This is a genomic window from Leisingera sp., from assembly GCF_034669605.1.
Taxonomy (GTDB): Bacteria; Pseudomonadota; Alphaproteobacteria; order Rhodobacterales; family Rhodobacteraceae; genus Leisingera.
Window position 1 is genome coordinate 1 of the sequence record NZ_JAXMOX010000007.1, and the last position, 21,231, is coordinate 21,231.

The following is a 21,231-nucleotide window of genomic DNA, read 5'->3' on the forward strand; positions in this document are numbered from 1 at the left end:
CCGTGACCTGCAAGCGCGGGACCGTTCTTTTTGCGCGGACCTGCACCATGGCCGGGCATAGGGGGCAGATGCAGCAGGAGCATGAACCGTGTTTTGCGTTCCACCAGAGTGCCGATCGCCGAGCTCTTCAGGCCGAGGATAAGATCGCCTTCCCAGTGACCCGGCATAGCGCGGTCTTCTGCTTCGGCGGGGCGTTCGCTGATCATGAACTGAACGGACACAAACGGTTTGCCTTTGCCTTTGCCTTTTCGCCGCGCTCGCGGGAGACGTAGCGCCCGTCCGGAACGCAAGCAGGCAACCAACTCCCGCCGCAGCGCACCACGGCCTTGAATGAACAAGGACTGATATTTGGCCTCATGGCTGATACGCATCATCGGGTCATCCGGATAATCAAGAGGCAAACGGCGGGCGACCTGCTCTGGGCTCCAGGCCGTTGCCCATCTGCGATGTTGTCGGCGCACAGACCGTCTCTTCGTCCAAGACACGTCAGGACCGGCCAAGATGTTCCCGTTTGGGCCTTCGATATGACCTGAAAGCCGCTCTTCGACATAGTGCCGCAATGCATCGTTCTGAGCCAGCTTTGGTCTCTTGGGGCGGCGCGCTGATCGATCCGCATGCCATCGCGCTGTTGTCGCCGATATTCAAAGCCCCTTGAGCGTGTCGCTGCATTCCGCCGAAGTTCCAGGGAAACGGTCGAGGCGGATCGTCCAATCTTCCTTGCAATCGCGCAGACACCGAAGCCTTGCGCTCTGTACAAGGCGATCTCTTCGCGCTCAGCAAAACACAGATACCGGCTGGAAAGCGGCTGAGATGCATTTTCAAACTTGGATGGCGGCATGCCTCCGGCCTCCCGAAACCAACGACCGCCAACTGGGGCAGACGCGCCAGCTTGCACGCCAGCTTCTTCGCTGGAAACGCCTTGCTTGATGAGTTGCCAAAACATGACTTGCTGGGAACGCAGTACCGCCCGTGGCCGTCCCGGTAAATGCAGTTTACCTCCTGTGCTGCGCTTTGATGCGCGTTTGCGGTTTGTCATCACAACCTCCAATTCGGAACCGTTGCGACAACCGTTTGAATCCGCCCAAAACCTGTCGATCAAATACGCAGAGCGGTTGGGCGAAGCCGGTACAGAACCTTCGGTCGGCAGCGTTGGAGACAGCTATGACAACGCGCTGGCCGAAACGATCAATGGTCTTTTCAAGGCCGAGGTCATTCACCGCCGCGGCCCTTGGCGCAACTTCGAGGCGGTGGAATACGCAACACTCGAATGGGTGGACTGGTTCAAAAATCGCCGCCTGCTCGAGCCTATAGGGAATATTCCGCCGGCAGAAGCAGAGGCCAATTTCTATGCGGCTATGGAAACTGAGGAACGAGCCGCGTAACGAACTGAAATCAGCCTCCGGCAAAACCGGGGCGGTTCACGTCGCCGCTGCGCTCGTGCGCGCCAGCACCACAGAGCTGGTCGACATCCCGCGGCATGAGGCGGTCGGCGACAAACCCGAGCATCTCGGCAAGCAGGTTGGTGCCGGACGTCTCCGACAGAAGTGCACGCAGCGTCGCGGCGTCTGATAGGCTGTCCTTGGTCATGGTCGTTCTCCTCGGTCATAGGTCAGGTCGGCAAACCAAACCTTAGCCGAAGAACAACCGTGGCCGCCAAGCGGCCCGCGCTACCGGCGGAACTTACACCAACCGTTGGGACACTGCTAATACGACCCGCAGAGTAACGAAAACCTCAATTGCCAAATCGGAGTAACGCGCCTGGCCACCGCGGGTTTTGCAGTGCGACGATGCCCAAAATTCAGCCACATCATTTGACAGCCATACGGCCACATCACCACGTTGCCGAAGGCTTTCGTTGTATTCTGATGCGTTCGCCACCTGATACCGTGCCTTTTTAAACTAGTCCCGACGGGCATCATTCAATTTGTGGGGAAACGATCGTCGCTCACGTCATAGAAAACGCTGAGGATACTTCGAGAAGCCGATCCCTGCAACACGGTCGGACAACACCATTTCGGTGGATCAAAAATCTTGCGCAAACACGCTTGACTGGGCACTCCCCGCTACCGAAGTCCTGACCCCATGGCAGCAAAGTTCCCGGCGACCTGAAAACCCCATAATTTCGCCATACTCGACAGGTTGTCTCAGTATGGTTAGGGAAATTGACAGAGGTACAGGTTATTGGGTCAAGCGGGTATCAGGTGGCTGATGGTCTTGTTCGTCCTCGAGAGCATTGCTGTTATAGCAACCTATCAGATTGTATTTCCCATCGAATGTCACGCGACCGGAATAGCGGGATTGTGCCGCGGGTTGAGGGGGGCGTTTATCAGCGCCATCTGCGTTTCCGCTGCCTTTGTAGTCCTGATGTGCGCTCGTACCAGAAGTTGGCACCGGTTTCTCGAACTGATGAGGGTACCCAATCAAAAGACCTTTTGGGGTAAGGTACACTTGCTGGGCATCGTGATCATATTTCTGCCAGTACTGATCATCCCGCCAGGGGAGGTGAACGAAAAATTCCTTTATGTTTCCATTCTGCTTGCCGGTGGCGGTGCCATAGCAGCACTTGGATTCTTGTTTTGGGTACTAAGGCCGTTGTCCTGGTGGAATTGGCTTGGAACCGCGCGTTTCCAGCCGCTTGTAATCTTGCTGTCGGCTGCATTGATCCCGTCCCTGGCACATTTGATAGAGCCGCTGTGGGCGGTCGAGCTCGTGTCCACCGGCACATTCAAAGGTGTGGCGTTTTTGCTCTCTGCAGTTGATCCTGAGGTTTTCATTGATCCAGGCCGTGCCTGGATCGGGCTTCCAGGATTTGTTGTAGCTGTCGCCAGCCAGTGTTCCGGCATTGAAGGGTTCGCACTGATCAGCGGGTTCATGGTGATATATGCTGTGCTGTTTCGCGAAACACTAAGGCAGAGCGTATTCTGGCTCATTCTTTGGCCAATCGCTCTTCTGGCCAGTTGGGTATTTAATATCCTGCGCATTACTGTCCTGATTCTGCTTGGCAGGTATGTCTCGCCGGAGCTGGCGGTAAACGGCTTTCACAGCTTCGCCGGGTGGTTGCTTTTCATCGTTCTGGCGCTTGGAGTGCTCAATCTTGCTCAAGCTATGCCGACACTCCGCCGAGTGAATTATGCCCTCCCAGACAAGGAAAAATTGAGCGCCAACCCTATAGCCGCTCTGATTGTCCCTTTTATTGCCTTTATGATTTCGGGCGTAATTGTTCATGCATTCTGGGAACACCCTGCTCTTGGATATCCGTTCCAGGCGGCGGTTCTGCTTGGCGTATTGGCCTGGATGCGCAGCGCGCTAATTCCTCAGATCCGGCTGTCGTTGGACCCGTTTTCAATCGCGATAGGTCTTGCCGTAGGAGGCGGATGGGTGTGGTTGTCCGAGCCCTCTCAAGGAGATGACCTGGTTTTGGGAGCTTTAAGCGGTAGCGCGTTCTTGGCCTGGGCGATGGTACGCGCGTTGGGAACCACATTTCTGGTTCCCGTGGTGGAAGAGGCTTTCTTTCGCGGCTACGTTCTAGCCAGGCTCGATACCGGCTCTACGGTCGCAAAAGTTATCGCAGTTTTTGTGTCGACTGCTTTGTTTGCAGCGCTGCATGGGCGCTTGGTTTTGGCAGGCATCGCAGGCCTTTTTTTCGCGGCTGCAATGTTACGCCGGGGTCGACTGGGCGATGCGGTTGTCGCGCATATTGTCGCGAATGCATCCGTCGCCGCAGTCGCCTGGTATACCGAGCAATGGTCTTTGATCTGAGCAGAGCTTACCCTGCCTTGCGGCGCCGGTTCACCTCCCATGCCAGCACCAGAGCAGCGGCTAGAGCTGCGAGAGCCATTGCTCCTGTCGATGCGTCAATTTCAGGAACAGAGGCCGGCCGCCCTCCGCCGATGCTTACATCAACGGCGCCGAGATCGACGCCGATCGATTGAGCCGCTACGACTGTGGGCAGCACACTCAACAATGCAATGAAAGCACCGCAAACACTAACTATCTTGCCAATACACGTCATGGACAGATCCTCTTTTGAACGATTCTCCCCATAATTGAGGCATATTAACTAAAAATCAAATAAGTCTCTGCATTGTTCAGCAGTTAGCGGTCAATCGTGCCGCAGGTGGATCGTTGTTTCAAGTTTCACCGGCCTTCCAGTTCGCACGAGCAAAATTCACTGGAGTGATTTGGACAGAAAAAAACATTCCAGAGCAGGGAGACTGCCTTTGGTCGGCCGAAAGGTGTTGAGCTGGGGGTTATCGAACACGATGAACACCGGGTTCTGCATCAAGGTCTTGAAGGGAGCGCTGGCCCGACATGGCCCGCCCGAGATATTCAACTCTGATCAGGGTTCACAGTTCACCAGTACAGATTTCACCAGCGTGCTGCGTGCCGCCAAGGTGAAGATATCAATCGATGGGCGTGGCCGCTGGGTCCATAATCGCATGATCGTACGGCTCTGGCGCTCGTTGAAATACGAATGCGTCTACTTGAACGCCTTCGAGACCGGTTCGGAGGCCCGCTCCGGGATCGGTACCTGGAGCAGATACTACAACGAAATGCGACCGCACTCATCGCATGGCTTGCTGACCCCGACGGAGGGCTATGTTACTGGAGACCAAAATCTGAAGGCCACCGCCTGAGATGAAACCCATGCTTTAGCTTTAACCGGCGGAAAACTGGTCGAAAAAACCAGGACCACCTCTCTTTTCAATCCCCGCGATTTTGCGCAAAGTTGCCGTTAGCTGTGCGCTATCATACGTTTACATGATTTCGGGGGGTAGGTAGGTTGCGGCGGTTGCCTGCTCCCGCAGATAACGAAATTTCCTTCGTTCTATCAAAGGCTTCTGGCATCCCGCCCGAAGCCTTTTCTGCGTTAGGGCCCGCGCTGCCCGTGCACAGACGCAAAAGCCCCGCCAGATCGCCCTCTAGCGTCAGATCCAGGCCAGTGCCCGCCGCCGCAGGCGTCAGCACGATCCGCTCCACCAGCGCCTCAATGGATTCTTCCATGCCTGGCCTCGCGCTCGGCGGCTTCCCGGTCGACCAGAAGGTTGAGCCGTTCCACGGAGTCAAGGTTTTCGAACTTGGCGCCAGCGCGGCGCTGTTCGTCCAGCGCCTTGGCCATGCCGGTGAAGCCAGACGTCCTTTCGGCATTCAGCCCCTTCTTGTGTTTCAGAGGGGGTATGCTCGGTTCGTCGACCAGTTCTCCCCATGAGCCCGTGAAATCACTGCCCGCGGTCATGCGAAGCGGGCACCTTGATGCCGAAATGCACCGGACAGTCGCCGACCTGACTAATCAAATACTTGCAGGCAGGAATCCTGTCCGGCGGCCGAGATGCAGCCTGGCGATTAAAACCTGAGGCCCGGAACAATCCGCGGCGATGCAACGACAGGATTGGGGCAGGCCTGGCAAACGCTGACGAGCTGCTTGGCAAACTCCAGTTGCCCCAGGTTCGGGGCGAAGATATTCCCCTGAACAGGCCTTCATTCCTTTCGAGTATGGTGATGGGCCTCTTGCGCCCACTCCATCCGAACCCCATGTGCTGAGGTGGTCCGGCACGGATGCGCTGTACCTTACCGGCGCCGGTTCAGGCTTGCACTTGGCTCGGGTCGGCTGTTCAGGAAATATGAAATGGATGCTGTTTTGCGATTGCCAGCACCGGCGGGTTGCCGCCGGACCCGTCAGGGTTGCGGCGGGCGGCATGTCCTGCAAAGTGCAAGATCATGACACCGATGGATTTTGCCGGTTTTGCCGCCGGTCTGGGCGGTCTGTTCATCGGCGGCGAGTTGCTGGTGCGCGGGTCGGCTGCCCTTGCCGCGAAGCTGGGGCTGCCGCCATTCCTCATTGGTCTGACGGTCGTGGGGTTTGGCACCTCGATGCCGGAGCTTCTGGTGTCCCTGGACGCGGCTTTGAAGGGCCTGCCGGAGATAGCGATCGGCAATGTGGTTGGCTCCAACATCAGCAACATCCTGCTGATTATCGGACTGGCGGCGCTGGTCCGGCCCATCGGTCTGGCGCAAGCTGCGCCGGTGCGGGATACGGTGGTTATGACCGCGGCGGCGCTGTTGCTGTTTCTTCCCTTTTCGCAGGGAATGGTGGGCCGGGCAGCAGGTGCGGCCCAGTGCGCGGGGCTGGCGGGTTACCTCGTCTGGGCGTACCGGAGCGCACGCGATGGGGCTGGAGACGCTGGAACCGGGGCGGAGGCAACTGGGGATGTGAGGTGGCCGCTGCTCTGGGCGGCGGCGGGGCTGGCGCTGATGGTGCCGGGGGCTCGGCTGCTGGTCGACGGAGCAGTGGTGATTGCTCAGGGCTTAGGGTTGCCGGAGGCCTATATCGGCCTTACCGTAGTCGCCGTGGGTACCTCGCTGCCAGAACTGGCGGCCTCGATTGTGGCCGCATACCGGCGGCAGCCGGACATTGCGTTGGGCAACATCGTTGGCTCGAATATCTTCAACGTGCTGGGCATCCTAGGGCTGACCGCTGTCATAATGCCGGTCCCTGTTGACCGGCGGTTTTTGGTGTTCGACCTGCCGGTGATGGCGGCGGCCTCCATCCTGCTGATGCTGGTCCTGCTGCGCGGGCAGCGCTTGGGCCGGAGGGGCGGTCTGTGCCTGATTGCGGGATTTGCGGTCTATGTCTGGAGTGCGCAGGGGTGACTGGAGAACGGCGATGTTCATAGATCCGGGCAGTTATGCCCCGGCGCTGTCGCTGGCCCTGACAGCGGCGGTCTTTGCGGCATTTGCCAGCGAGCGGCGGCCAGCGGATATGGTAGCTTTTGTCGGCGCATGCACCGCACTGCCGCTGGGGCTGGTGACCACAGAGGATGTGCTGGCGGCGCTGGCCAACCCGGCCCCGGCAACAATTGGCGTGATGTTCATTCTCAGCGCGGCGTTGGTACGGACCGGTGTTCTGGAGCTGCTGACAGGGATCATGGCGCGGCTGGCGAGGCGCCATGCTGTCCTTGCTCTTGGCGCCTTCTTTACCGCGGCGGCGGCGGCATCTGCGGTTCTAAACAATACGCCGGTGGCCATGGTGCTGATTCCGGTCGCCATCGGCCTCGCCCGGGATGCCGGGACAATCCCGTCAAAGCTGCTGATCCCGCTGTCCTATTCGGTGATCCTGGGCGGTACGATCACGATGATCGGAACCTCCACCAATCTGTTGGTGGATGGTATCTCGCGAGGCCTTGGGCTGGCGCCGTTCGGGCTGTTCGAAATTGCACCGCTGGGCCTGGCGGTGTCGGTGGCGGGGGGCGGGTTCCTTGCTCTTGCAGGGAGGCATCTGCTGCCAGGCCGCGAAACGGTGTCGAGCCTGACGGCGGTGCGGGGGGCAAAGAGCTGGCTGTTGGATGTTTTTATCCCGGAAGGCTCTCCCCTTATCGGCATGCCGCCTCTGGCGGCGCCGGAACTGACGAGGGGCGGCGGCCGGGTAGCCGACGTCGTGCGCGGAGATGCCTCGCTGCGCCGGGATCTGGCGGCAGTGCGGTTGGAAGCGGGCGATATCGTGGTGTTGAAGGCTCGCGACAGCGAGCTTCGTGCTTTCAGCGAAGGCATTGCGCGGGGAGCAGAGATTCCGGACCTGGAAAGCGGCCGCACACGCTTGTCGCAGACCGCCGAGTTGCTGGTCGGACCGGGATCTAGAGCGGCTGGGCGGACACTGGGCGGTCTGCGCTGGCGGCGGCGGTTCGGGGTTTACCCGCTGGCGCTGCACCGCAGGGGGGCCTCTGTAAGGGAGCGGCTGGAAAATACAGCGCTGAGGGCAGGAGATACGCTGCTGGTCGAGGGGGCGCCTGCGGATATTCAGCGGCTGGTGCGGGAGCAGAACCTAGTGCCGCTTGGGGAGAGGCAGGCCCGCGCCTTCCGGCACCGCAAGGCGCCTCTGGCCGCGGCGATCCTGCTAGGTGTGGTGGTGTTGGCGGGTCTTGATGCGGCACCGATACTGGCCCTGGCGCTGATTGGCGCAGCGCTGGTTTTGCTGACGGGATGCATCGAGCCTGACGAAGCATTTGCGGCGGTGGACGGGCGCCTGCTGATCCTGATCGTGTCGATGCTGGTGCTTGGCCGTGCGCTGGACAGGAGCGGGTCGATAAATCTGATTGTCGGTTCTCTGACCCCCTTGCTGGCGATGGTAAGCCCCTGGGCCGCCTTGGCGATCATGTTTACCGCCACGGCTGTCCTGACTGAAGTTCTGACCAACAGCGCGGTTGCAGTAATCATGACCCCGCTGGTGGTAGGGGTCGCGGTCAGCTTAGGGGTGGATCCGCGCCCTTTTGCAGTGTCTGTGATGTTTGCAGCGTCGGCCAGTTTTGCCACTCCGTTCGGGTACCAGACCAACACTTTGGTCTATGGGGCGGGCGGCTACAAGTTCATAGATTTTCTGCGGATCGGGGTCCCGATGAACATTGTCACAGGAACTGTTACCGTCCTTTTGATCCCGCTGCTCTGGCCGCTGAACTGAGTGGCGCGCGCGCCTGAGCCCCGCCGCGTATGGCAGGGGCAGAAAGGAAGAGGGGAGATTTGTAAGATCATGTTTTTAATAAGGTAGTTATTTTCACGGAGCACTTGCCTTTGCGTCAGTCCGTACCCATCTCAAAGGTAGGCGGTCCAATGTGGACCGCTGTCTCTCTGATGGAGAAGCAGATGAGCAGAGCAGCTTATGGCGCTCTTCTCGCGGCCTTGGCGGCGCTCCCGGCTAACGCAATGAGCGCCGGGATTGATGTCGATGGCGATGGAAAAGCGTCCCTCACAGAATTGCAGGCCGTCTACTCCGGTGTAACCGGGGAACTGTTCGCCGAAATCGACACTAATGGCGACGGGTTTCTGGACGATGAGGAAATGGCGGATGCGGTTTCCGCCGGGGTTCTGGAGGACCCGGTGATCGACTTGTAACCACTGGGGCGGAGTGCGTCCGATGCGTTTCCATGACATGTTCCGCTGGGGGTATGCGGTCCTTGGGTTCTGGCTGATACTATCCTCTTACTGCTGTTTGGCGGGCTGCCGCAGGCAGGCGGTCGGCTGTCCGGTGACACTGTCACCTTAATGGCCGCCGGGCTGGCGGCACTTGCCATTGCCGGCATTGACCGGAATAGGCATGAGCTGCTGGAGGCGAACACAGTATTTTTGCTTGGTGTGCTGCTGTTCGTATCGCCGGAACTGGCTGGCTTCAAAGGCACTCCCGCAGCTGTTTGGAATGCGGTGGCATCGGGGGCCATTCTGGTTTTGGGCGCCTCTTGCGAACTCTACCTGCATTGGCCTGACAGCAAGGCCTGAACGGACCTGACCGCCTTGGTCATGCAATTTCTCTGAGGTCGGCTTGAAAAAAGGAAGCAATGCCATGACAATCCGCAGGCTGTTCGAAGAGCTGGAAACAGATATCGAATGGATCGCTCCAGTCTCACCAGTGGACGTGGCCCTTGCCCTTCTGGCACAGGACGGCACATCCGCGTTGCTGGTATCACCTGACAAGCGATCAATGGCAGGTATTCTGACCGGCAGCGACATCGTTCGTTATCTCGAGGCGAATAAGAAGCTGCCTGGAAATCTTCGTGTGCAAAATATCATGACACACCCGGTCATCTCCTGCGACGCCCATCAGCCTGTGCAGCGCTTGGAATGGCTGATGTCAAAGCACAACGTGCGCCATATTCCGGTAACAGAGGACGGGGTGCCGGTTGCAGTGGTCGGCATTCTGGATGTAACCCGCTACCGGCTGCTGACGGTGGAACAGGAGGCCGAGGAGCTGCGCGAGTATGTCGCCGGGGCGCCCTGGCGCGGCAAGACAAACCCGCGGCGGCAATCCTGAACTGTACAGAAACCGCGCCCTGCATGGTGCAACTGAGGACAACCAAAATGGTCCTGGCCGGACACCCCAAATTGGCAGCCGCCAAACAAGCGGCATTGGAACTGACGGAGAAGCTTCTGCGCTTCATCCCGCAGCTTGGATCGCGCCCGCCATCGCGGTCCGGGGTTAGGCCAGAGCCACGCCCGGAAGCCGCGGTGGAGGACGGTTGGGAACCTGCGGAAACGTTGCAGCGGGAGCCGGGACCACGGCGGCACCATCTACCGGATTGCGATACTGGCTGCGATGAGATGGACAGCGGCGGTGCAGCACCTGGCCGCTACAACGGCGGCCATTACCGCGGATAATTGCCGGGGAGGATCAGTTCCCCAGGTTCTTTTCGTAGACGGCCTTTCCATCTCCGTCGCGGTAGAAGTCCGGGAACTCAGCGCACAGGGAATAGCCTATCTGCTCGTAGAACCGCCTGGCCGCCGCATAAGGCGGGCCGCTAGATGTGTCGATGTAGACCTTGCGGCCGTTTGCCTGCCGGATTTCCGCTTCGGCCCGTTTCATCAGCAGTCTGCCCAAACCGTTCCCTTGGTGGGCGGGGTCTACGGCAATCCAATAGAGATCCCAGCTGTGTTCGCTGCCCGGCACCGGGCCGTAGCAAGCATAGCCACTCAGCTCGGCACCCTGTTCGGCGAGGAGGAAATGGTAGCCTGAGGCCGCGCCGCTGGCCATCCGTTCCTGCGCCAGCTCGCCTGCAATTACGATCTCTTCGCCGGAGAACTTGCCGGTTTCAGCAACCAGACGCTTGATCCGGTCTGCGTCACCTGCCCTCAGAGTTTTGCGCCAGCGGCGTTTTGGCGTCGGGGCAAGGGGTGGCGGCACTGCAGGCTTTGGGTGCTGCGCAATCCCTTCAGCCAGTCCTTTGAAAAACGCCGCAGCGGTTTCGCCGAGGGTGCGCACCAGATAGCCGCCTTCCTGCACCACGAGGATGGGGCGGGGCTGCCGGCCGATGCTGACGCCGGCACGATGGAAATCACAGGGCCGGAGTTTCCAAGTGCCGGTCGGGTCGCCGCGGCCGGTGTCGAAGCCAAGGCAGAGAACCAGAAAACAGGGATCATGCTCCGCAACACGGAAGAGTGCCCTGTTCAGGGCGGAGTGGTAGTCTTCGGGTGATGCTTGTTCGGCCAGAGGGATGTTGAGGTTGTATCCCGCGCCGGAGCCCTGACCTGTTTCATCCCGGAAACCAGTGAAATAGGGGTAGGCAAAGCTGGGATCGCCGTGGATGGAAACTGTTAGCACATCGGCGCGGTCATAAAATATGTCCTGTTGACCGTTGCCATGGTGATAGTCGATGTCGAGCATTGCGACCCTGCCGTGCCGGGCCAGAAAATTTGCGGCAATGGCTGCATTTGACAGGTAACAGAAGCCGCCGAAAGTCTTGCGTTCGGCGTGATGGCCGGGCGGGCGGACCAGTGCATAGGCGGCAGCGGCGCCGTTAAGTACTTCCTCGGCCGCGGTGAGCGTGCAATCCACCGCGCGGCGGGCCGCGGGCCAGGCGTTGCGGTTGATTGGCGTGAAGGTGTCGATGCACCAGTATCCCGCCAGCACCGAGCGCTCGCGGGGGCGGCGGTCCGGATTGCGGACCGGAAAGACATAGGGGTAGACCGCGCCTTTTGCCGGCGCTTCGGCGCAGGCGCTGCGCAGATAGTCCACCAGTTTTGCATCATGCACAGCTTTGATCCAGCGATCCGGGAAACGCCGCGGCGGCAAGCGCGCGAACAGCCCGGTGGCCTCCAGCGCCTCGGTAATGGCGGAGATCCGCACCGGACTTTCGACATAGCCTCGGGCAGGGACGTGGTGGATGTCGTGCCGGTCGTTGATGACCATCGGCAACTGCAAACCGGTCGGCGGCGGCAGTGTTACGGAACGGGTGGTGTAACGCGGCGCCCGCAGCCTGTAACGGCCTTGAACAACGGACGCGGTGACCCGCCGGACATATTCCGGCGGGCAAAGTTCTGCGTATTTCCGTTCCAGAATGGCGCAGAAAATCTCTTTCAGCCGCTTTGCGTGCGGCAGCTCGAATTGGCCGAGTCCGTCAAAGACGAGATGCGGCATGTCGGTATCTTCTGCGGATAGTGGCAGCTCATAGCCGGTGCCGGTTATCGGGCGGGCGCCGTAGCGTTCGTAGAACTTCAGCCGCGCTGCGTTCTGGGCCGCTGTCTCCCGGTCCTGGAGAGAGGCTGTGTTGTCGGGCAGGCATTCGAAATACAGTCCCTCAGAGTCCATTGAAAGGGCTTCGTGACGCAGCCGCTGGTACAGCGCGCCGCCAACGCCTGAGCCGGGCGCCTCGCCTGGTGTTGTGGCAAGGATATCGAGAAAGGCAAAAGACAGCTCAGGATCAAATAGCATCAGGGCGGTGCCACGCACCTCTCCACGTCCGTTCTCGGCCACGAACAATGATGGCAGGAAGCGTTTGGCGAAAGGGTTGCTAAGATGGTCTGGAAGCGTGTCGATGTCGGCGGCACGCTTTCCAGGAAACTGGGCGCGCAGGATGGTCAGGACTTTTTCTATGACTGCCCGGCTGGCGGGGGCGTGGGCATCAGCTATCTTGCGGATGCGGAACATGGTGCGAATCCTTGTCCGGTGCGGTGAGCGCAATCTCCGCGAGATGCGCGATCAATGTGTCGAAACTGACCCTGGCCTGTTCTGCGGCAGCGGCAAAACCGGCGTCCGGAGCAAGGCAGGGGTTTGTGTTCACTTCCAGAACCCAGGGCTGGCTGGCATCATCTACGCGGAAATCCACTCGCGCATAACCCTTGATCCCGAAGACATGCCAGGCACGCCTCGCTAATGCTTCAAGCCGGTTCAGCAAAGCGTTGTCGCGGGCCGGGAAATCGAACCGCCTGGGCGTGTGGTGATAGCTGTGGGATGTTTCGTCCCATTTGGCGGCGTAGTCTACGATGCGCGGAACATCATCGGGGAATTCCTCGAACAGGATTTCCGCTGGCGGCAGGACCTGCACCCCTTCAGCGGTCTCAAGCAGAGACAGGTTGAATTCCCGCCCGCGGATGTAGGCTTCCGCAAAGAAGGCGCCGCCAAATCGGGCTTCCCGCCGCGTGATTTCCCCTGCCGCCTGCCCCCCAGGCACCACCGACTGGGCATCAATACCCAGCGAGGCATGTTCGGACACAGATTTGACGATCACCTGCTGGTGGCCAGCAAGGCCGGCTCCGGACTGCGACCAGGCCGGCGTTGGCAGCCCGTTCAGGGCCATCAGGCGTTTCTGGCCGGTCTTGCTGAGGGTTGCCGACTGCGCGGTGGCGCCACAACCGGTGAACGGAATGCCAAGGCGCTCTAACAGCAGGGGAACTTCCGCTGCCCGTGTTATGTCGTTGTCAATGGCCTCCACCATATTGAAGACAAGGCCGGGCCGGTCTTCAGCAACCCAGGGCAGGGTCAGCAAGGGACCCTTTACATGGGCCAGCCAAGCTCTGTGCCCCTGCCGTTTCAGCGCCCTGCAGATTGCCTTGGAAGTATCGCGGGTATCCCGTTCATCCGGGCTGTCTCCGTTTGCCCCATGCAGGACGGCAATGTTCAAGGGTTTCATAGCGCGTTGCGCAGGTTCACCGTGCTCTCCTCCAGGCCGATACGGCGGATGGCAGCCGAAGTGATTTCCGCAATCAGATTGCTGTAATCCAGGCCTGCCTTTGCCGACAGGATCGGTAGATCAGAATGGCTGGGGTGCAAGCCGGGCAGTGTATTCACCTCCAGGAAATGCGGCTGCCCCATGGCGTCGGAGCGCAGGTCGATACGCGCGGCGTCGCGGCAGCCAAGCGCTTGGTATGCCGCAAGTGCCGCCGTGCCTGCTGCACTGGCCTCTGCGTCGTTCGCGAGGCGGTAGCTGACGCGGCTTTCCCACTGTTCCTTGTTCTGGAAGCTGTATATTTCAGCTTCGGCCGTTTCGAGCAGCAGGATTTCCATCACCGCGATGACGCGGGCCTCTGTCCCGTTGCCCAGCAACCCGACCGTGAACTCCCGGCCTGGCAAGAAACATTCGGCCAGGACCGGTTGGCGGAACCGCTGGCGCAGGGAGTGGGCAACGGCATTCGCCTGCTGTCTATCTGCCGCTTTGGAGGCGTGCTCACAGCCTTTTCCGGTGCCCTCGGCCAAGGGCTTCAGGAAGACCGGAAAGCGAAGACACAAGCTGCAGTCGTCCGCTGAGGTTTCGAGCACCGCAAAGGGCGCGGTCGGGATGCCCGCGTCGCGCACGATCCGCTTTGCCATGGCCTTGTCCAGGCCTAAGGCTTGGGTCAGTGGATCCGAGAAAGTATAGGCGATGCCGAATGCCTCCAAGAGGGCTGGAACCTGTGCCTCGCGCGCGCGGCCGTGCAGGCCCTCGGCGATGTTGAAGACAAGGTCCCAGCGGTCCCCGGCAACCAGCCGCTGCGCCAAACTGCGGACATGGCCGATCCGCTGGGTCTGGTGGCCCAGCGATCGCAGCACGGTTTCGATGGCAGAAATGGTTTCCGGGCTGTCGAACTCGGCCATCGCCTCATTGCTGAGGCCGGAGCCCTGGTGGTCGTCGCGCAGGTCGTATGTCAGGCCGATCAGCATGGCCGGCGCCCCTTTTCTGTGCACGGGCTGCCGCACGGGTCAGGGTATCGGTATAGGCTGTTTTCGAAATTGCGCAGGATCAGATCGCTGCCGTCGCGCCCGGCCACATAATTTGGCTGCAGCGGGATCTTGCCGCCGCCGCCGGGGGCATCGATGACAAATTGAGGCACAGCATAGCCGGTGGTGTGGCCGCGCAGACCCTCGATGATTTCCAGCCCCTTCGAGACCGGGGTGCGGAAATGGGCCGAGCCGGTGATCGGGTCGCACTGATAAAGATAATAGGGTTTGATCCGCCGCATTAGCAGCCCGTGGTACATCGGCTTCAGGATATCCACGCTGTCGTTGACCCCCTTCAGCAGCACAGTCTGCGAACCGAGCGGGATGCCCGCATCCGCCAGCCTCCGGCAGGCCTCGGTGGCTTCCGGCGTCAGCTCGCTGGGATGGGTGACATGGATCGACATCCACAGCGGATGGTGCCGTTTCAGAACACGCACCAGATCGCGGGATATCCGCATTGGCAGCACGATCGGCACCTTGGTGCCCAGCCGGATAAATTCCACATGGGGGATCGCACGCAGGCGACCCAGCAGATAATCCAGCTTGTCGTCAGAAATGGTCAGCGGGTCGCCGCCCGACAGCAGCACGTCTCGGACCTCGCGATGCGCGGCGATATACTCAAGCGCCCGGTCCCATTGGCGCACCGAAAACTGGTACTCGTCGCCCGACTGGCCCACCATCCGCGACCGGGTGCAATAGCGGCAGTAGGTTGAGCAGGTGCTGGTGGTCAGAAACAGCACCCGGTCCGGATAGCGGTGGACAAGCCCTGGCACCGAAGTGTCGTGATCCTCTCCCAGCGGGTCGTCCGCTTCACCTGGCGTGCGCAGATATTCCTGTCCGACCGGGATATGGGTGCGCCGTAGCGGCTCAGCGGGGTCATCGAGCCCCATGAGGCTGGCGTAATAGGGCGTGATGCCGACAGGCAGCCCGCCCTGATGCCGATCCAGAGCCGCCTGTTCCTCCTCGCTCAGCTCGAAAATACGGCTGAGTGCCTCCTGGCTGCGTATTCGGTTGCGCATCTGCCAGCGCCAGTCGTTCCACTCGACGGCAGAGACCGCAGGAAAGAAAACCTTTCGGAAGGCCCTGGTTGCTTCTCCAACCGGAAACTTGGGCGGGTATGTGCGGCGGGTTCGGCTGGCCCCTTGGCTGCTGCGTGCATTTGGCGGGTTTGGCAATTGGAAATCTGCGCGGTCCGCGGTGGTCTCCGGAGGTTCCTGGCTTTCTTGAGCGCCGGAACCTGAAGCAAGGGTATGATCCATACAAGGTTTTCCCTGCGCCCAGAGTGCCGTCGCGCGCCAATCGTCGTTGCTGTCGCAGCTCTGGGACAAGAGATACCTGTGGCCGGCGCAGGTGAAATTCAAGCGGTTTCAGGGCCGGCGGGCAAAATTGGCGGCGGCTTATCGCGAGCGCCAGAGGTCAGCCCAGGGTAATGTCCTGACAAGGAATAACAATTTACTCATCCCTGGTGATACCGTCTCTTTCAGTTTGTCCAACCGTAGCGTTCCAGACCGGCACGAATACGGCGGAGCCGTTGCGCCAGACGCGCGCAAGGACGGACACTCCTTGGCCCGATTTCAGGCGGGCAGCGGCGGTATGGAAGGCTGCCAAATCGGGTAGCGGCAGACCGTCCAGATGAGTGATCACATCGCCGGGGACCAGGCTGCCGGGAAGGTCTGCACTACCGGTCCAGACCAGCAGCCAGCCTTCCTCGTCAGCGGGGACCGCAAGCTCACGGCGAGTTTCATTGTCAATTGGCACCACCGCAAGATCGAGGTCAAAGAGGGAAAACTCTGCCTCCCCGGACGTGTCCGGCGCTGCCATTTCGCCAGGAGCGCCGATGATCTTGATGGGCAGTTCCATCCGGGTGCCGTTGCGCCACAGCAATAGCTTTGCCATGCTGTCCTCCGGCAATTGCGAGATCAGGTCCAGCAGACCTTGCGATGCACTGATGGGGGTGCGGTTTACAGCCAGCACGATGTCACCCAGTCGCAACCCGGCGGCTTCCGCAGGCGAACCAGGATCGATTCTGGTGAGAAGTTCGCCGGTCAACCGGCTGGCCGCCACATCAGCACCGGAAAGGGAAGCAAGCGCGGGCGTCAGCGGCTGGGTCTGGATGCCCACATAGCCCCGTGGCACGCGGCCATGTTGCAGCAATTGTCCGGTAACAATCATTGCAAGGTCGGCGGGCACCGCAAATCCTATTCCAGTGCAGCCTTCGCACCAGGAAAGCATGGCGGTGTTCACGCCAACCACGCGGCCGGCAGTGTCGACAAGCGGACCGCCGGAGTCTCCGCTAACAACGGAGGCGTCAATCTGGATGAAACGGTCATAGGGGCTGGTCAGCAGGTCCCGGCCCAGCCCGGCTATGATACCTTCGGTCGCCGACAGCCCTAGGCCGAACGGGTTCCCCAGCACCACCACCCTGTGCCCAAGCTGCAGGCTGCTGGAATTGCCCCAGCTGACGGCCGGCAACGGCTGGCTGGCGGTAATCTTCAGCAGCGCAAGATCTGTGTGCTCGTCCATGCCGATCAGAGTACCGGCAAACGTCTGGCCGTCCTGCAGACGGACGCTAATGGCATCTGCATTTGCAATGACATGGGCATTGGTCACGATCAGCCCGTCCGGGTCGATGATGAAACCGCTCGCCATGGTACTGGTCATGTCCGGATAGGACAAGCCGGGCTGATGCGGGGGCGGTCCGGACGCTCCGTCATCGCTGGCAGAATGGCTGCCGTATGTGTTGATCATGACGGTTGCGGGCATCACTGTTGCAACGACAGGGGCGAAGGATCCGGTTGCATCCAGCATGGATGGCGCCGATGCAGGCTGCGCCCGGAGCGGCGAAGAAGAGGGCAGCAGGCAAGCGGTAGCAGCCAGCAGAACAGCAGTGCGGAAATTTGAAATTGGCATAGACCAAACATGCGGGACGGATTGAACACTGCGGCGTGAGAGTTTCCGTCTGTCCAGTGGTCCGTATACGCGTGCCGCGGTCCCGCAATGCGGCAGCACAGAGCAGACAAATAGACAATTGGGATGTATTCCGGGAAAGAAAAGATGGAGGTGAGAATATTCAGGCACGCGCCGGCGGTTTTATGGCGGTTCCGGCGGTAAACGGCCTCTGACGGCACAGCACAGGACAGTCGTCAGTTCCTGCTTCCCCTTGGAGACGGCATAGCGCCACGGGTAGCAGCAAGAAGCTAGTGGTGTTTCCAAGTGTAAGCCGGATGATAATTAGATGGTGAACCGCTCCGGACGGCCAATTCCGCGGCGACCTCCACGCTCTTAAGAGGCTCCGCACACTCAGCATTTCTGCGGATCAATGTCGGCTTCGCTGCTGAAAACATAACCCACCCCGCGGACAGAGCGGATCAGGACCGGGGCTTCGCCACCCTTTTCAACCTTCCGCCGCAGCCGTGCGACGTGGCCGTCGATCGACCGGTCCAAGGGTGCCCAGTCACGCCCGTACAGCACATTTGAGATGTCATCGCGGCTCAGTACCCGGCCCGGGTAGCGCAGGAACAACTCCATAAGCTGCAATTCCATGCTGGTCAGCTCAACCGTTGTTGTATCCGGGTGGCGTATGGTTCCGCGGCTCTTGTCTAGTTCGCTCTGGCCCAGCATGACCTTGCCGCCAGTCGCCGAAGGTTTCCGGTACCGTTCAAGGATGGTCTCAATTCTCAGGATGACTTCTCGGATGTGAAACGGTTTGACCACATAGTCATCGGCGCCGTTCTCCAGTCCTTGGACCCGGTCAAACGGTTCAGTTTTGCCGGAGATCATAAGGATTGGCACATTGCGCAGACGGCGCAGTTCCCGCGCCAGGCTGAGTCCGTCTTCTCTGCCCAGTTTCAGGTCCAAGGTGACAATGTCAATGTTGTGATCCCCGATGCCGGCAAACAGCGTTTTGCGGTTCCAAGCCTCGAAAACCATCCATCCTCGCGCGGCCAGCCCGGTGCGCAGCGTATTCCTCACATCGGGTTCGTCGTCAACGACAAGGACAGAAATCTGAGCCATGGGTACACAAATCGGGTTTTGGTTCAGTTTAGTCATTTCCTGCTTGTGAGGGAAGGTTTGCTGAGGCCTGCACCCGATAGTTGCCGGAGTTGCAGGCGCCTAGTGGCGCGGAGCCCGTCGGCGGCGGTCATTGCGGAAAAAGCGATACCGCCCATCATGCAGGAAGCCGTTGCCGCCTGTATCCGAATTCAAGGCCATTGCGCCGGATCCGGTACCTGAGCCGGCAGCAGACTGAAGCAGCTGCACAGGTCCAGGATTCCAACCGGTTGGCTGTACGGCAAAATGGGACAGTACAAGTTTTGAATACAAGTATTGCAAATGTTGACGAGCTTCCGTCCTGGTAGGGCGGAGGTGGGGTGTTGCCGCTTTGCGGGCAATGCACACAAAGCCGGCTGGAGAAAAAAACGGGTCAGAACAGCGTTTTGGCGGGAGGCTGAACTAATGGTCGTGGAAAATATCCCAGCCTTGGTCTCTCCGGTCTGCGGCGAGGAAGCTATCGGCCCGGAAACCGCGGCCGGGTTGAAAGGGATGCGCGGAAATGGAGACGGGAAAGCCGGTCTGGTCTCGCGTGTTATCGTGCCGGTTTTCGACTATGCGCTGATGATTTCAGGGGACGTTTGATTAGCGCAACACCGGTTTTCTTGTGCGGCCAATCGTGCTGGCCTTGCTGCACTCAAAAGGCAGGGTCAGTAAAGCAGCGGCCCTGTCGCGCAATCTGTGCAACAGGGCCGCAGGTTTTTGGCGGCTTATTCGGCTGCAGCCAAAGTTCCGGCTTCAGTCGCGGCGTCCATTTCTTCTTGATCGAGGCTGCCGTCCTCATTGGTATCCATCCCGGCAAACTGGTCTTCGGTGACATCGGGATAAGCCATCGTCAGTTCATTGTAGCTTGCCATGCCGTCTTCGTCGGTATCGATGTCCGACATCGCGGCAAAGGCAGAACCTGCTGCCAAAGCGAAGGCTGTCGCTGCAAAAACGTAAACTTTCATGGTAATCTCCTTTGCAAAACGGTGCGTAACTTTTACGGACCGGCTGTTGCAGAATAGGCATTAACGAGCGCCCCTCATTGACAGCCATCAAGGGAGGCGCGCGGGGGCAGCGTACATAGGCGAAAACAGGGAACCGTTTGTGCAGGAGCCTGCCGCCGTTGATGCCCGTTAATGTTATACCGCCCCGGTTTCTCTATCTGAATCCAAAGATGATCATGCAGAATACCAGAGCGATGCCCCATCCAGACAAAGTGCCGCCGCATCCTGCTCGTGACAATAGAGAGACTGCACCTGAGAGCACGCGCTGGACCAATCAGCTGGGCTGGGCAGGGAGCGGCTCCGGCCGACAGAAAGGCATTTGCGGAAAGCTGGAACCGGAGAAATCGGTGGGCGCGCAGGCTGATCTTGGGCTGAACTGTGCTGAAATCTCCCGCTATTTTTCAGTTAAGCACAGCTGCGTCCAGGAATTAATGTAGCGGAGTCAGGGGCTGCCAGAGATGGCAAAGCTGCGCGCCATTGCCCGGCTGATGCGGATTAAGTTGTTTCCAAGTTCGCGTTGAACCCGTAGCGGCCGCGTTTGCTCGCGTGATGAAAGTAAGGCCCCGATACTCATGGAAAAATTGCCGCGTCTGGCGGGCATACTTGCCGACACTGCCGACACCGAGCCGCGGAAAGTTTTTTGCCCCCGGTCAGGCGACGGCGCAGCAAAACACGCCGGTTTTGGTGCACTTAACCTGGCTGAAAGACCAAGGTTCTATCGGGTAAGAACTACTGTGCATTTTGTATGTCTCAGCACGAAGTCCGAGACGCCGTCACGCAGAAACCGCCGTGCCTGCCCCAGTCCGTTCCTGCCGATCACGATCATGCCGCAGCCTTCCAGTTCGGCGGCATTCAGGATTTCTTCGGTAAAATCCCCGGCCAGCGTGCGGCTGCGGATTCAGCTGGCCCCGCCAGCGCGGGCGGCTTTCTCCGCCTATCTCTGGATCTGGCTGCCTATAGCGGCGGCAACCTGTGCGGTTTCGCCGGTACGGCTGGTCTCGTGGAGCAACTGGCCGATGTTGCGAGGCGCATTGGCGAGTGACATCTGCCCGGCCACATGGTCCACGATATGCTCGACGTTTGCCAGATGCACCAAGTCTTCTGCGCGCCGCCAGTGCAGCAGGACGTGCAGGGTAATCAGCTCAGCCTCCAGGCCTGCGGCGAGGCCGACAGCAACATTAACCGCACGCTCTGCAGCTTGAGAGCCATCGGTTGCGACAAGGATTTTCCGGGTCATGGCAGATTCTCTTCCTGCCGCTGCAAAAGGGGCACCAGCCAGCTGCTGTTTGGCGTTGCAGGCTGGTGAATGGCAGTGTCAGGCGTGGCCGCCCCGGTAGACTTCAATGGCAGTCCAGCCGCTGAGCGTGGCGATAACGAGGCCGCTTGCGACCGCATTCACCGTTGCCGGCAGGGTTTCGTTAAAGCCGAGGGCCCAGGGAGAGACGATCAGCCAAGTACCGAGCGCAGCGCCAATCCATTCCTCCCAGTCGCGGAAGGCGAACAGCTCAAAGCCTGCAAGACCCGCGACAATGACACCGATGATTATGAAATTCCAGATTGCCGCCGGGAAGCCGGCCACAGGTTCCGGTGAGGTCTGCGCCAGGCCGAGCACCTGCGGCGAGAGGATCAGCCAGATCCCCGCTGCCAGCGTCGCCCAGTCCTGCCAGTGCCGCTTACTTATTGGCCGTTTCATTGGTCCGTCCTCATCTCTTGCACCGCGGCCAGATGCCGCTGGGATCA

20 protein-coding genes and 5 pseudogenes are annotated in these 21,231 nt (G+C 60.1%); 10 read left to right on the forward strand and 15 right to left on the reverse strand.

Features of this window, described 5'->3' with window-relative positions:
• Window positions 1-1,036, reverse strand: a pseudogene (locus VOI29_RS01565) (IS30 family transposase); the annotation flags it as partial.
• A gap of 43 nt (window positions 1,037-1,079) precedes the next feature.
• Here VOI29_RS01565 and VOI29_RS01570 point away from each other — a divergent pair.
• Window positions 1,080-1,382, forward strand: a pseudogene (locus VOI29_RS01570) (integrase core domain-containing protein); the annotation flags it as partial.
• A 40-nt stretch (window positions 1,383-1,422) separates the two neighbouring features.
• Here VOI29_RS01570 and VOI29_RS01575 read toward each other — a convergent pair.
• Together VOI29_RS01575 and VOI29_RS24515 are read right to left on the reverse strand one after the other, a co-directional pair.
• Window positions 1,423-1,587, reverse strand: a pseudogene (locus tag VOI29_RS01575) (IS256 family transposase); the annotation flags it as partial.
• A gap of 93 nt (window positions 1,588-1,680) precedes the next feature.
• Complete coding sequence (locus VOI29_RS24515; protein ID WP_416361468.1) at window positions 1,681-1,878, reverse strand: transposase; 198 nt, start codon at window positions 1,876-1,878, stop codon at window positions 1,681-1,683.
• 330 nt (window positions 1,879-2,208) lie between these two features.
• Here VOI29_RS24515 and xrtE point away from each other — a divergent pair, with 330 nt between their 5' ends.
• Window positions 2,209-3,759 (forward strand): exosortase E/protease, VPEID-CTERM system, encoded by a 1,551-nt coding sequence (xrtE, locus tag VOI29_RS01580; protein ID WP_323775706.1) that lies wholly within the window; start codon window positions 2,209-2,211, stop codon window positions 3,757-3,759.
• A gap of 7 nt (window positions 3,760-3,766) precedes the next feature.
• Here xrtE and VOI29_RS01585 read toward each other — a convergent pair whose 3' ends face one another.
• Window positions 3,767-4,012, reverse strand: coding sequence for a VPEID-CTERM sorting domain-containing protein (locus VOI29_RS01585; protein ID WP_323775707.1), 246 nt, complete (start codon window positions 4,010-4,012; stop codon window positions 3,767-3,769).
• 217 nt (window positions 4,013-4,229) lie between these two features.
• On the opposite strand from VOI29_RS01585, the pseudogene VOI29_RS01590 reads away from it, so the two are divergent.
• Window positions 4,230-4,637: pseudogene (locus VOI29_RS01590) on the forward strand (transposase); the annotation flags it as partial.
• Window positions 4,638-4,749: 112 nt separating this feature from the next.
• On the opposite strand, the gene VOI29_RS01595 reads toward VOI29_RS01590, so the two are convergent.
• Window positions 4,750-5,004, reverse strand: coding sequence for a hypothetical protein (locus VOI29_RS01595; protein ID WP_323775708.1), 255 nt, complete (start codon window positions 5,002-5,004; stop codon window positions 4,750-4,752).
• Window positions 4,988-5,236, reverse strand: coding sequence for a hypothetical protein (locus tag VOI29_RS01600; RefSeq protein WP_323775709.1), 249 nt, complete (start codon window positions 5,234-5,236; stop codon window positions 4,988-4,990). The genes VOI29_RS01595 and VOI29_RS01600 overlap by 17 nt, the downstream gene beginning before the upstream one ends.
• Before the next feature lie 482 nt (window positions 5,237-5,718).
• Here VOI29_RS01600 and VOI29_RS01605 point away from each other — a divergent pair, with 482 nt between their 5' ends.
• From VOI29_RS01605 to VOI29_RS01625, 5 genes are all read left to right on the forward strand, one after another.
• A complete protein-coding gene (locus VOI29_RS01605; protein ID WP_323775710.1) occupies window positions 5,719-6,651 on the forward strand; it encodes a calcium/sodium antiporter in 933 nt (310 codons plus the stop codon).
• Between the two features lie 13 nt (window positions 6,652-6,664).
• Window positions 6,665-8,452, forward strand: coding sequence for an SLC13 family permease (locus VOI29_RS01610; RefSeq protein WP_323775711.1), 1,788 nt, complete (start codon window positions 6,665-6,667; stop codon window positions 8,450-8,452).
• A gap of 182 nt (window positions 8,453-8,634) precedes the next feature.
• Window positions 8,635-8,883, forward strand: coding sequence for a hypothetical protein (locus tag VOI29_RS01615; protein ID WP_323775712.1), 249 nt, complete (start codon window positions 8,635-8,637; stop codon window positions 8,881-8,883).
• A 150-nt stretch (window positions 8,884-9,033) separates the two neighbouring features.
• Window positions 9,034-9,264 (forward strand): SPW repeat protein, encoded by a 231-nt coding sequence (locus VOI29_RS01620; RefSeq protein WP_323775713.1) that lies wholly within the window; start codon window positions 9,034-9,036, stop codon window positions 9,262-9,264.
• Between the two features lie 64 nt (window positions 9,265-9,328).
• The gene (locus VOI29_RS01625) at window positions 9,329-9,796 is read left to right on the forward strand and encodes a cyclic nucleotide-binding/CBS domain-containing protein (protein WP_323775714.1); all 468 of its coding nucleotides are present in this window, start codon (window positions 9,329-9,331) and stop codon (window positions 9,794-9,796) included.
• Between the two features lie 357 nt (window positions 9,797-10,153).
• Here VOI29_RS01625 and VOI29_RS01630 read toward each other — a convergent pair whose 3' ends face one another.
• The 6 genes from VOI29_RS01630 to VOI29_RS01655 form a co-directional block, all read right to left on the reverse strand.
• On the reverse strand, window positions 10,154-12,406 hold the full coding sequence (locus VOI29_RS01630) for a GNAT family N-acetyltransferase (RefSeq protein WP_323775715.1): 2,253 nt from the start codon (window positions 12,404-12,406) through the stop codon (window positions 10,154-10,156).
• Window positions 12,381-13,388, reverse strand: a complete 1,008-nt coding sequence (locus VOI29_RS01635) for a hypothetical protein (RefSeq protein ID WP_323775716.1) — start codon at window positions 13,386-13,388, stop codon at window positions 12,381-12,383. The genes VOI29_RS01630 and VOI29_RS01635 overlap by 26 nt, the downstream gene beginning before the upstream one ends.
• Window positions 13,385-14,395: a D-alanine--D-alanine ligase gene (locus VOI29_RS01640; RefSeq protein WP_323775717.1), complete on the reverse strand. Its 1,011-nt coding sequence runs from the start codon at window positions 14,393-14,395 to the stop codon at window positions 13,385-13,387. The genes VOI29_RS01635 and VOI29_RS01640 overlap by 4 nt, the downstream gene beginning before the upstream one ends.
• Window positions 14,389-15,711 carry a KamA family radical SAM protein gene (locus VOI29_RS01645; RefSeq protein WP_323775718.1) on the reverse strand — a complete coding sequence of 441 codons (1,323 nt, stop codon included), beginning with the start codon at window positions 15,709-15,711 and terminating at the stop codon, window positions 14,389-14,391. The genes VOI29_RS01640 and VOI29_RS01645 overlap by 7 nt, the downstream gene beginning before the upstream one ends.
• 193 nt (window positions 15,712-15,904) lie before the next feature.
• Window positions 15,905-17,200: a trypsin-like peptidase domain-containing protein gene (locus VOI29_RS01650; protein WP_323775719.1), complete on the reverse strand. Its 1,296-nt coding sequence runs from the start codon at window positions 17,198-17,200 to the stop codon at window positions 15,905-15,907.
• Window positions 17,201-17,752: 552 nt separating this feature from the next.
• Window positions 17,753-18,466 carry a response regulator transcription factor gene (locus VOI29_RS01655; protein ID WP_323775720.1) on the reverse strand — a complete coding sequence of 238 codons (714 nt, stop codon included), beginning with the start codon at window positions 18,464-18,466 and terminating at the stop codon, window positions 17,753-17,755.
• A gap of 441 nt (window positions 18,467-18,907) precedes the next feature.
• Here VOI29_RS01655 and VOI29_RS01660 point away from each other — a divergent pair, with 441 nt between their 5' ends.
• Window positions 18,908-19,087 carry a hypothetical protein gene (locus VOI29_RS01660; protein ID WP_323775721.1) on the forward strand — a complete coding sequence of 60 codons (180 nt, stop codon included), beginning with the start codon at window positions 18,908-18,910 and terminating at the stop codon, window positions 19,085-19,087.
• Window positions 19,088-19,212: 125 nt separating this feature from the next.
• On the opposite strand, the gene VOI29_RS01665 is transcribed toward VOI29_RS01660, so the two are convergent.
• Window positions 19,213-19,452 (reverse strand): EF-hand domain-containing protein, encoded by a 240-nt coding sequence (locus VOI29_RS01665; protein WP_323775722.1) that lies wholly within the window; start codon window positions 19,450-19,452, stop codon window positions 19,213-19,215.
• Between the two features lie 209 nt (window positions 19,453-19,661).
• On the opposite strand from VOI29_RS01665, the gene VOI29_RS01670 reads away from it, so the two are divergent.
• Window positions 19,662-19,928, forward strand: a complete 267-nt coding sequence (locus VOI29_RS01670; RefSeq protein WP_323775723.1) for a hypothetical protein — start codon at window positions 19,662-19,664, stop codon at window positions 19,926-19,928.
• Between the two features lie 278 nt (window positions 19,929-20,206).
• Here the strand turns inward: VOI29_RS01670 and VOI29_RS24520 are convergent.
• Window positions 20,207-20,728, reverse strand: a pseudogene (locus tag VOI29_RS24520) (universal stress protein).
• Window positions 20,729-20,806: 78 nt separating this feature from the next.
• Window positions 20,807-21,184: an SPW repeat protein gene (locus VOI29_RS01680; RefSeq protein WP_323775725.1), complete on the reverse strand. Its 378-nt coding sequence runs from the start codon at window positions 21,182-21,184 to the stop codon at window positions 20,807-20,809.
• Between the last annotated feature and the right edge of the window lie 47 nt (window positions 21,185-21,231).

Excerpts from the sequence above, each read along its gene's own strand:
- VOI29_RS01635 (WP_323775716.1), bottom strand. The coding sequence starts at position 13,388 with ATGAAACCCTTGAACATTGCCGTCCTGCATGGGGCAAACGGAGACAGC.
- VOI29_RS01640 (WP_323775717.1), bottom strand. The coding sequence starts at position 14,395 with ATGCTGATCGGCCTGACATACGACCTGCGCGACGACCACCAGGGCTCC.
- VOI29_RS01610 (WP_323775711.1), top strand. The coding sequence starts at position 6,665 with ATGTTCATAGATCCGGGCAGTTATGCCCCGGCGCTGTCGCTGGCCCTG.
- VOI29_RS01660 (WP_323775721.1), top strand. The coding sequence starts at position 18,908 with ATGGTCGTGGAAAATATCCCAGCCTTGGTCTCTCCGGTCTGCGGCGAG.
- VOI29_RS01585 (WP_323775707.1), bottom strand. The coding sequence starts at position 4,012 with ATGACGTGTATTGGCAAGATAGTTAGTGTTTGCGGTGCTTTCATTGCA.
- VOI29_RS01600 (WP_323775709.1), bottom strand. The coding sequence starts at position 5,236 with ATGACCGCGGGCAGTGATTTCACGGGCTCATGGGGAGAACTGGTCGAC.
- VOI29_RS01625 (WP_323775714.1), top strand. The coding sequence starts at position 9,329 with ATGACAATCCGCAGGCTGTTCGAAGAGCTGGAAACAGATATCGAATGG.
- VOI29_RS01605 (WP_323775710.1), top strand. The coding sequence starts at position 5,719 with ATGACACCGATGGATTTTGCCGGTTTTGCCGCCGGTCTGGGCGGTCTG.
- VOI29_RS01670 (WP_323775723.1), top strand. The coding sequence starts at position 19,662 with ATGATCATGCAGAATACCAGAGCGATGCCCCATCCAGACAAAGTGCCG.
- VOI29_RS01620 (WP_323775713.1), top strand. The coding sequence starts at position 9,034 with ATGGCCGCCGGGCTGGCGGCACTTGCCATTGCCGGCATTGACCGGAAT.
- VOI29_RS01645 (WP_323775718.1), bottom strand. The coding sequence starts at position 15,711 with ATGGATCATACCCTTGCTTCAGGTTCCGGCGCTCAAGAAAGCCAGGAA.
- VOI29_RS01595 (WP_323775708.1), bottom strand. The coding sequence starts at position 5,004 with ATGGAAGAATCCATTGAGGCGCTGGTGGAGCGGATCGTGCTGACGCCT.
- VOI29_RS01615 (WP_323775712.1), top strand. The coding sequence starts at position 8,635 with ATGAGCAGAGCAGCTTATGGCGCTCTTCTCGCGGCCTTGGCGGCGCTC.
- VOI29_RS01650 (WP_323775719.1), bottom strand. The coding sequence starts at position 17,200 with ATGATCAACACATACGGCAGCCATTCTGCCAGCGATGACGGAGCGTCC.
- VOI29_RS01680 (WP_323775725.1), bottom strand. The coding sequence starts at position 21,184 with ATGAAACGGCCAATAAGTAAGCGGCACTGGCAGGACTGGGCGACGCTG.
- VOI29_RS01665 (WP_323775722.1), bottom strand. The coding sequence starts at position 19,452 with ATGAAAGTTTACGTTTTTGCAGCGACAGCCTTCGCTTTGGCAGCAGGT.
- VOI29_RS01630 (WP_323775715.1), bottom strand. The coding sequence starts at position 12,406 with ATGTTCCGCATCCGCAAGATAGCTGATGCCCACGCCCCCGCCAGCCGG.
- VOI29_RS01655 (WP_323775720.1), bottom strand. The coding sequence starts at position 18,466 with ATGGCTCAGATTTCTGTCCTTGTCGTTGACGACGAACCCGATGTGAGG.
- xrtE (WP_323775706.1), top strand. The coding sequence starts at position 2,209 with ATGGTCTTGTTCGTCCTCGAGAGCATTGCTGTTATAGCAACCTATCAG.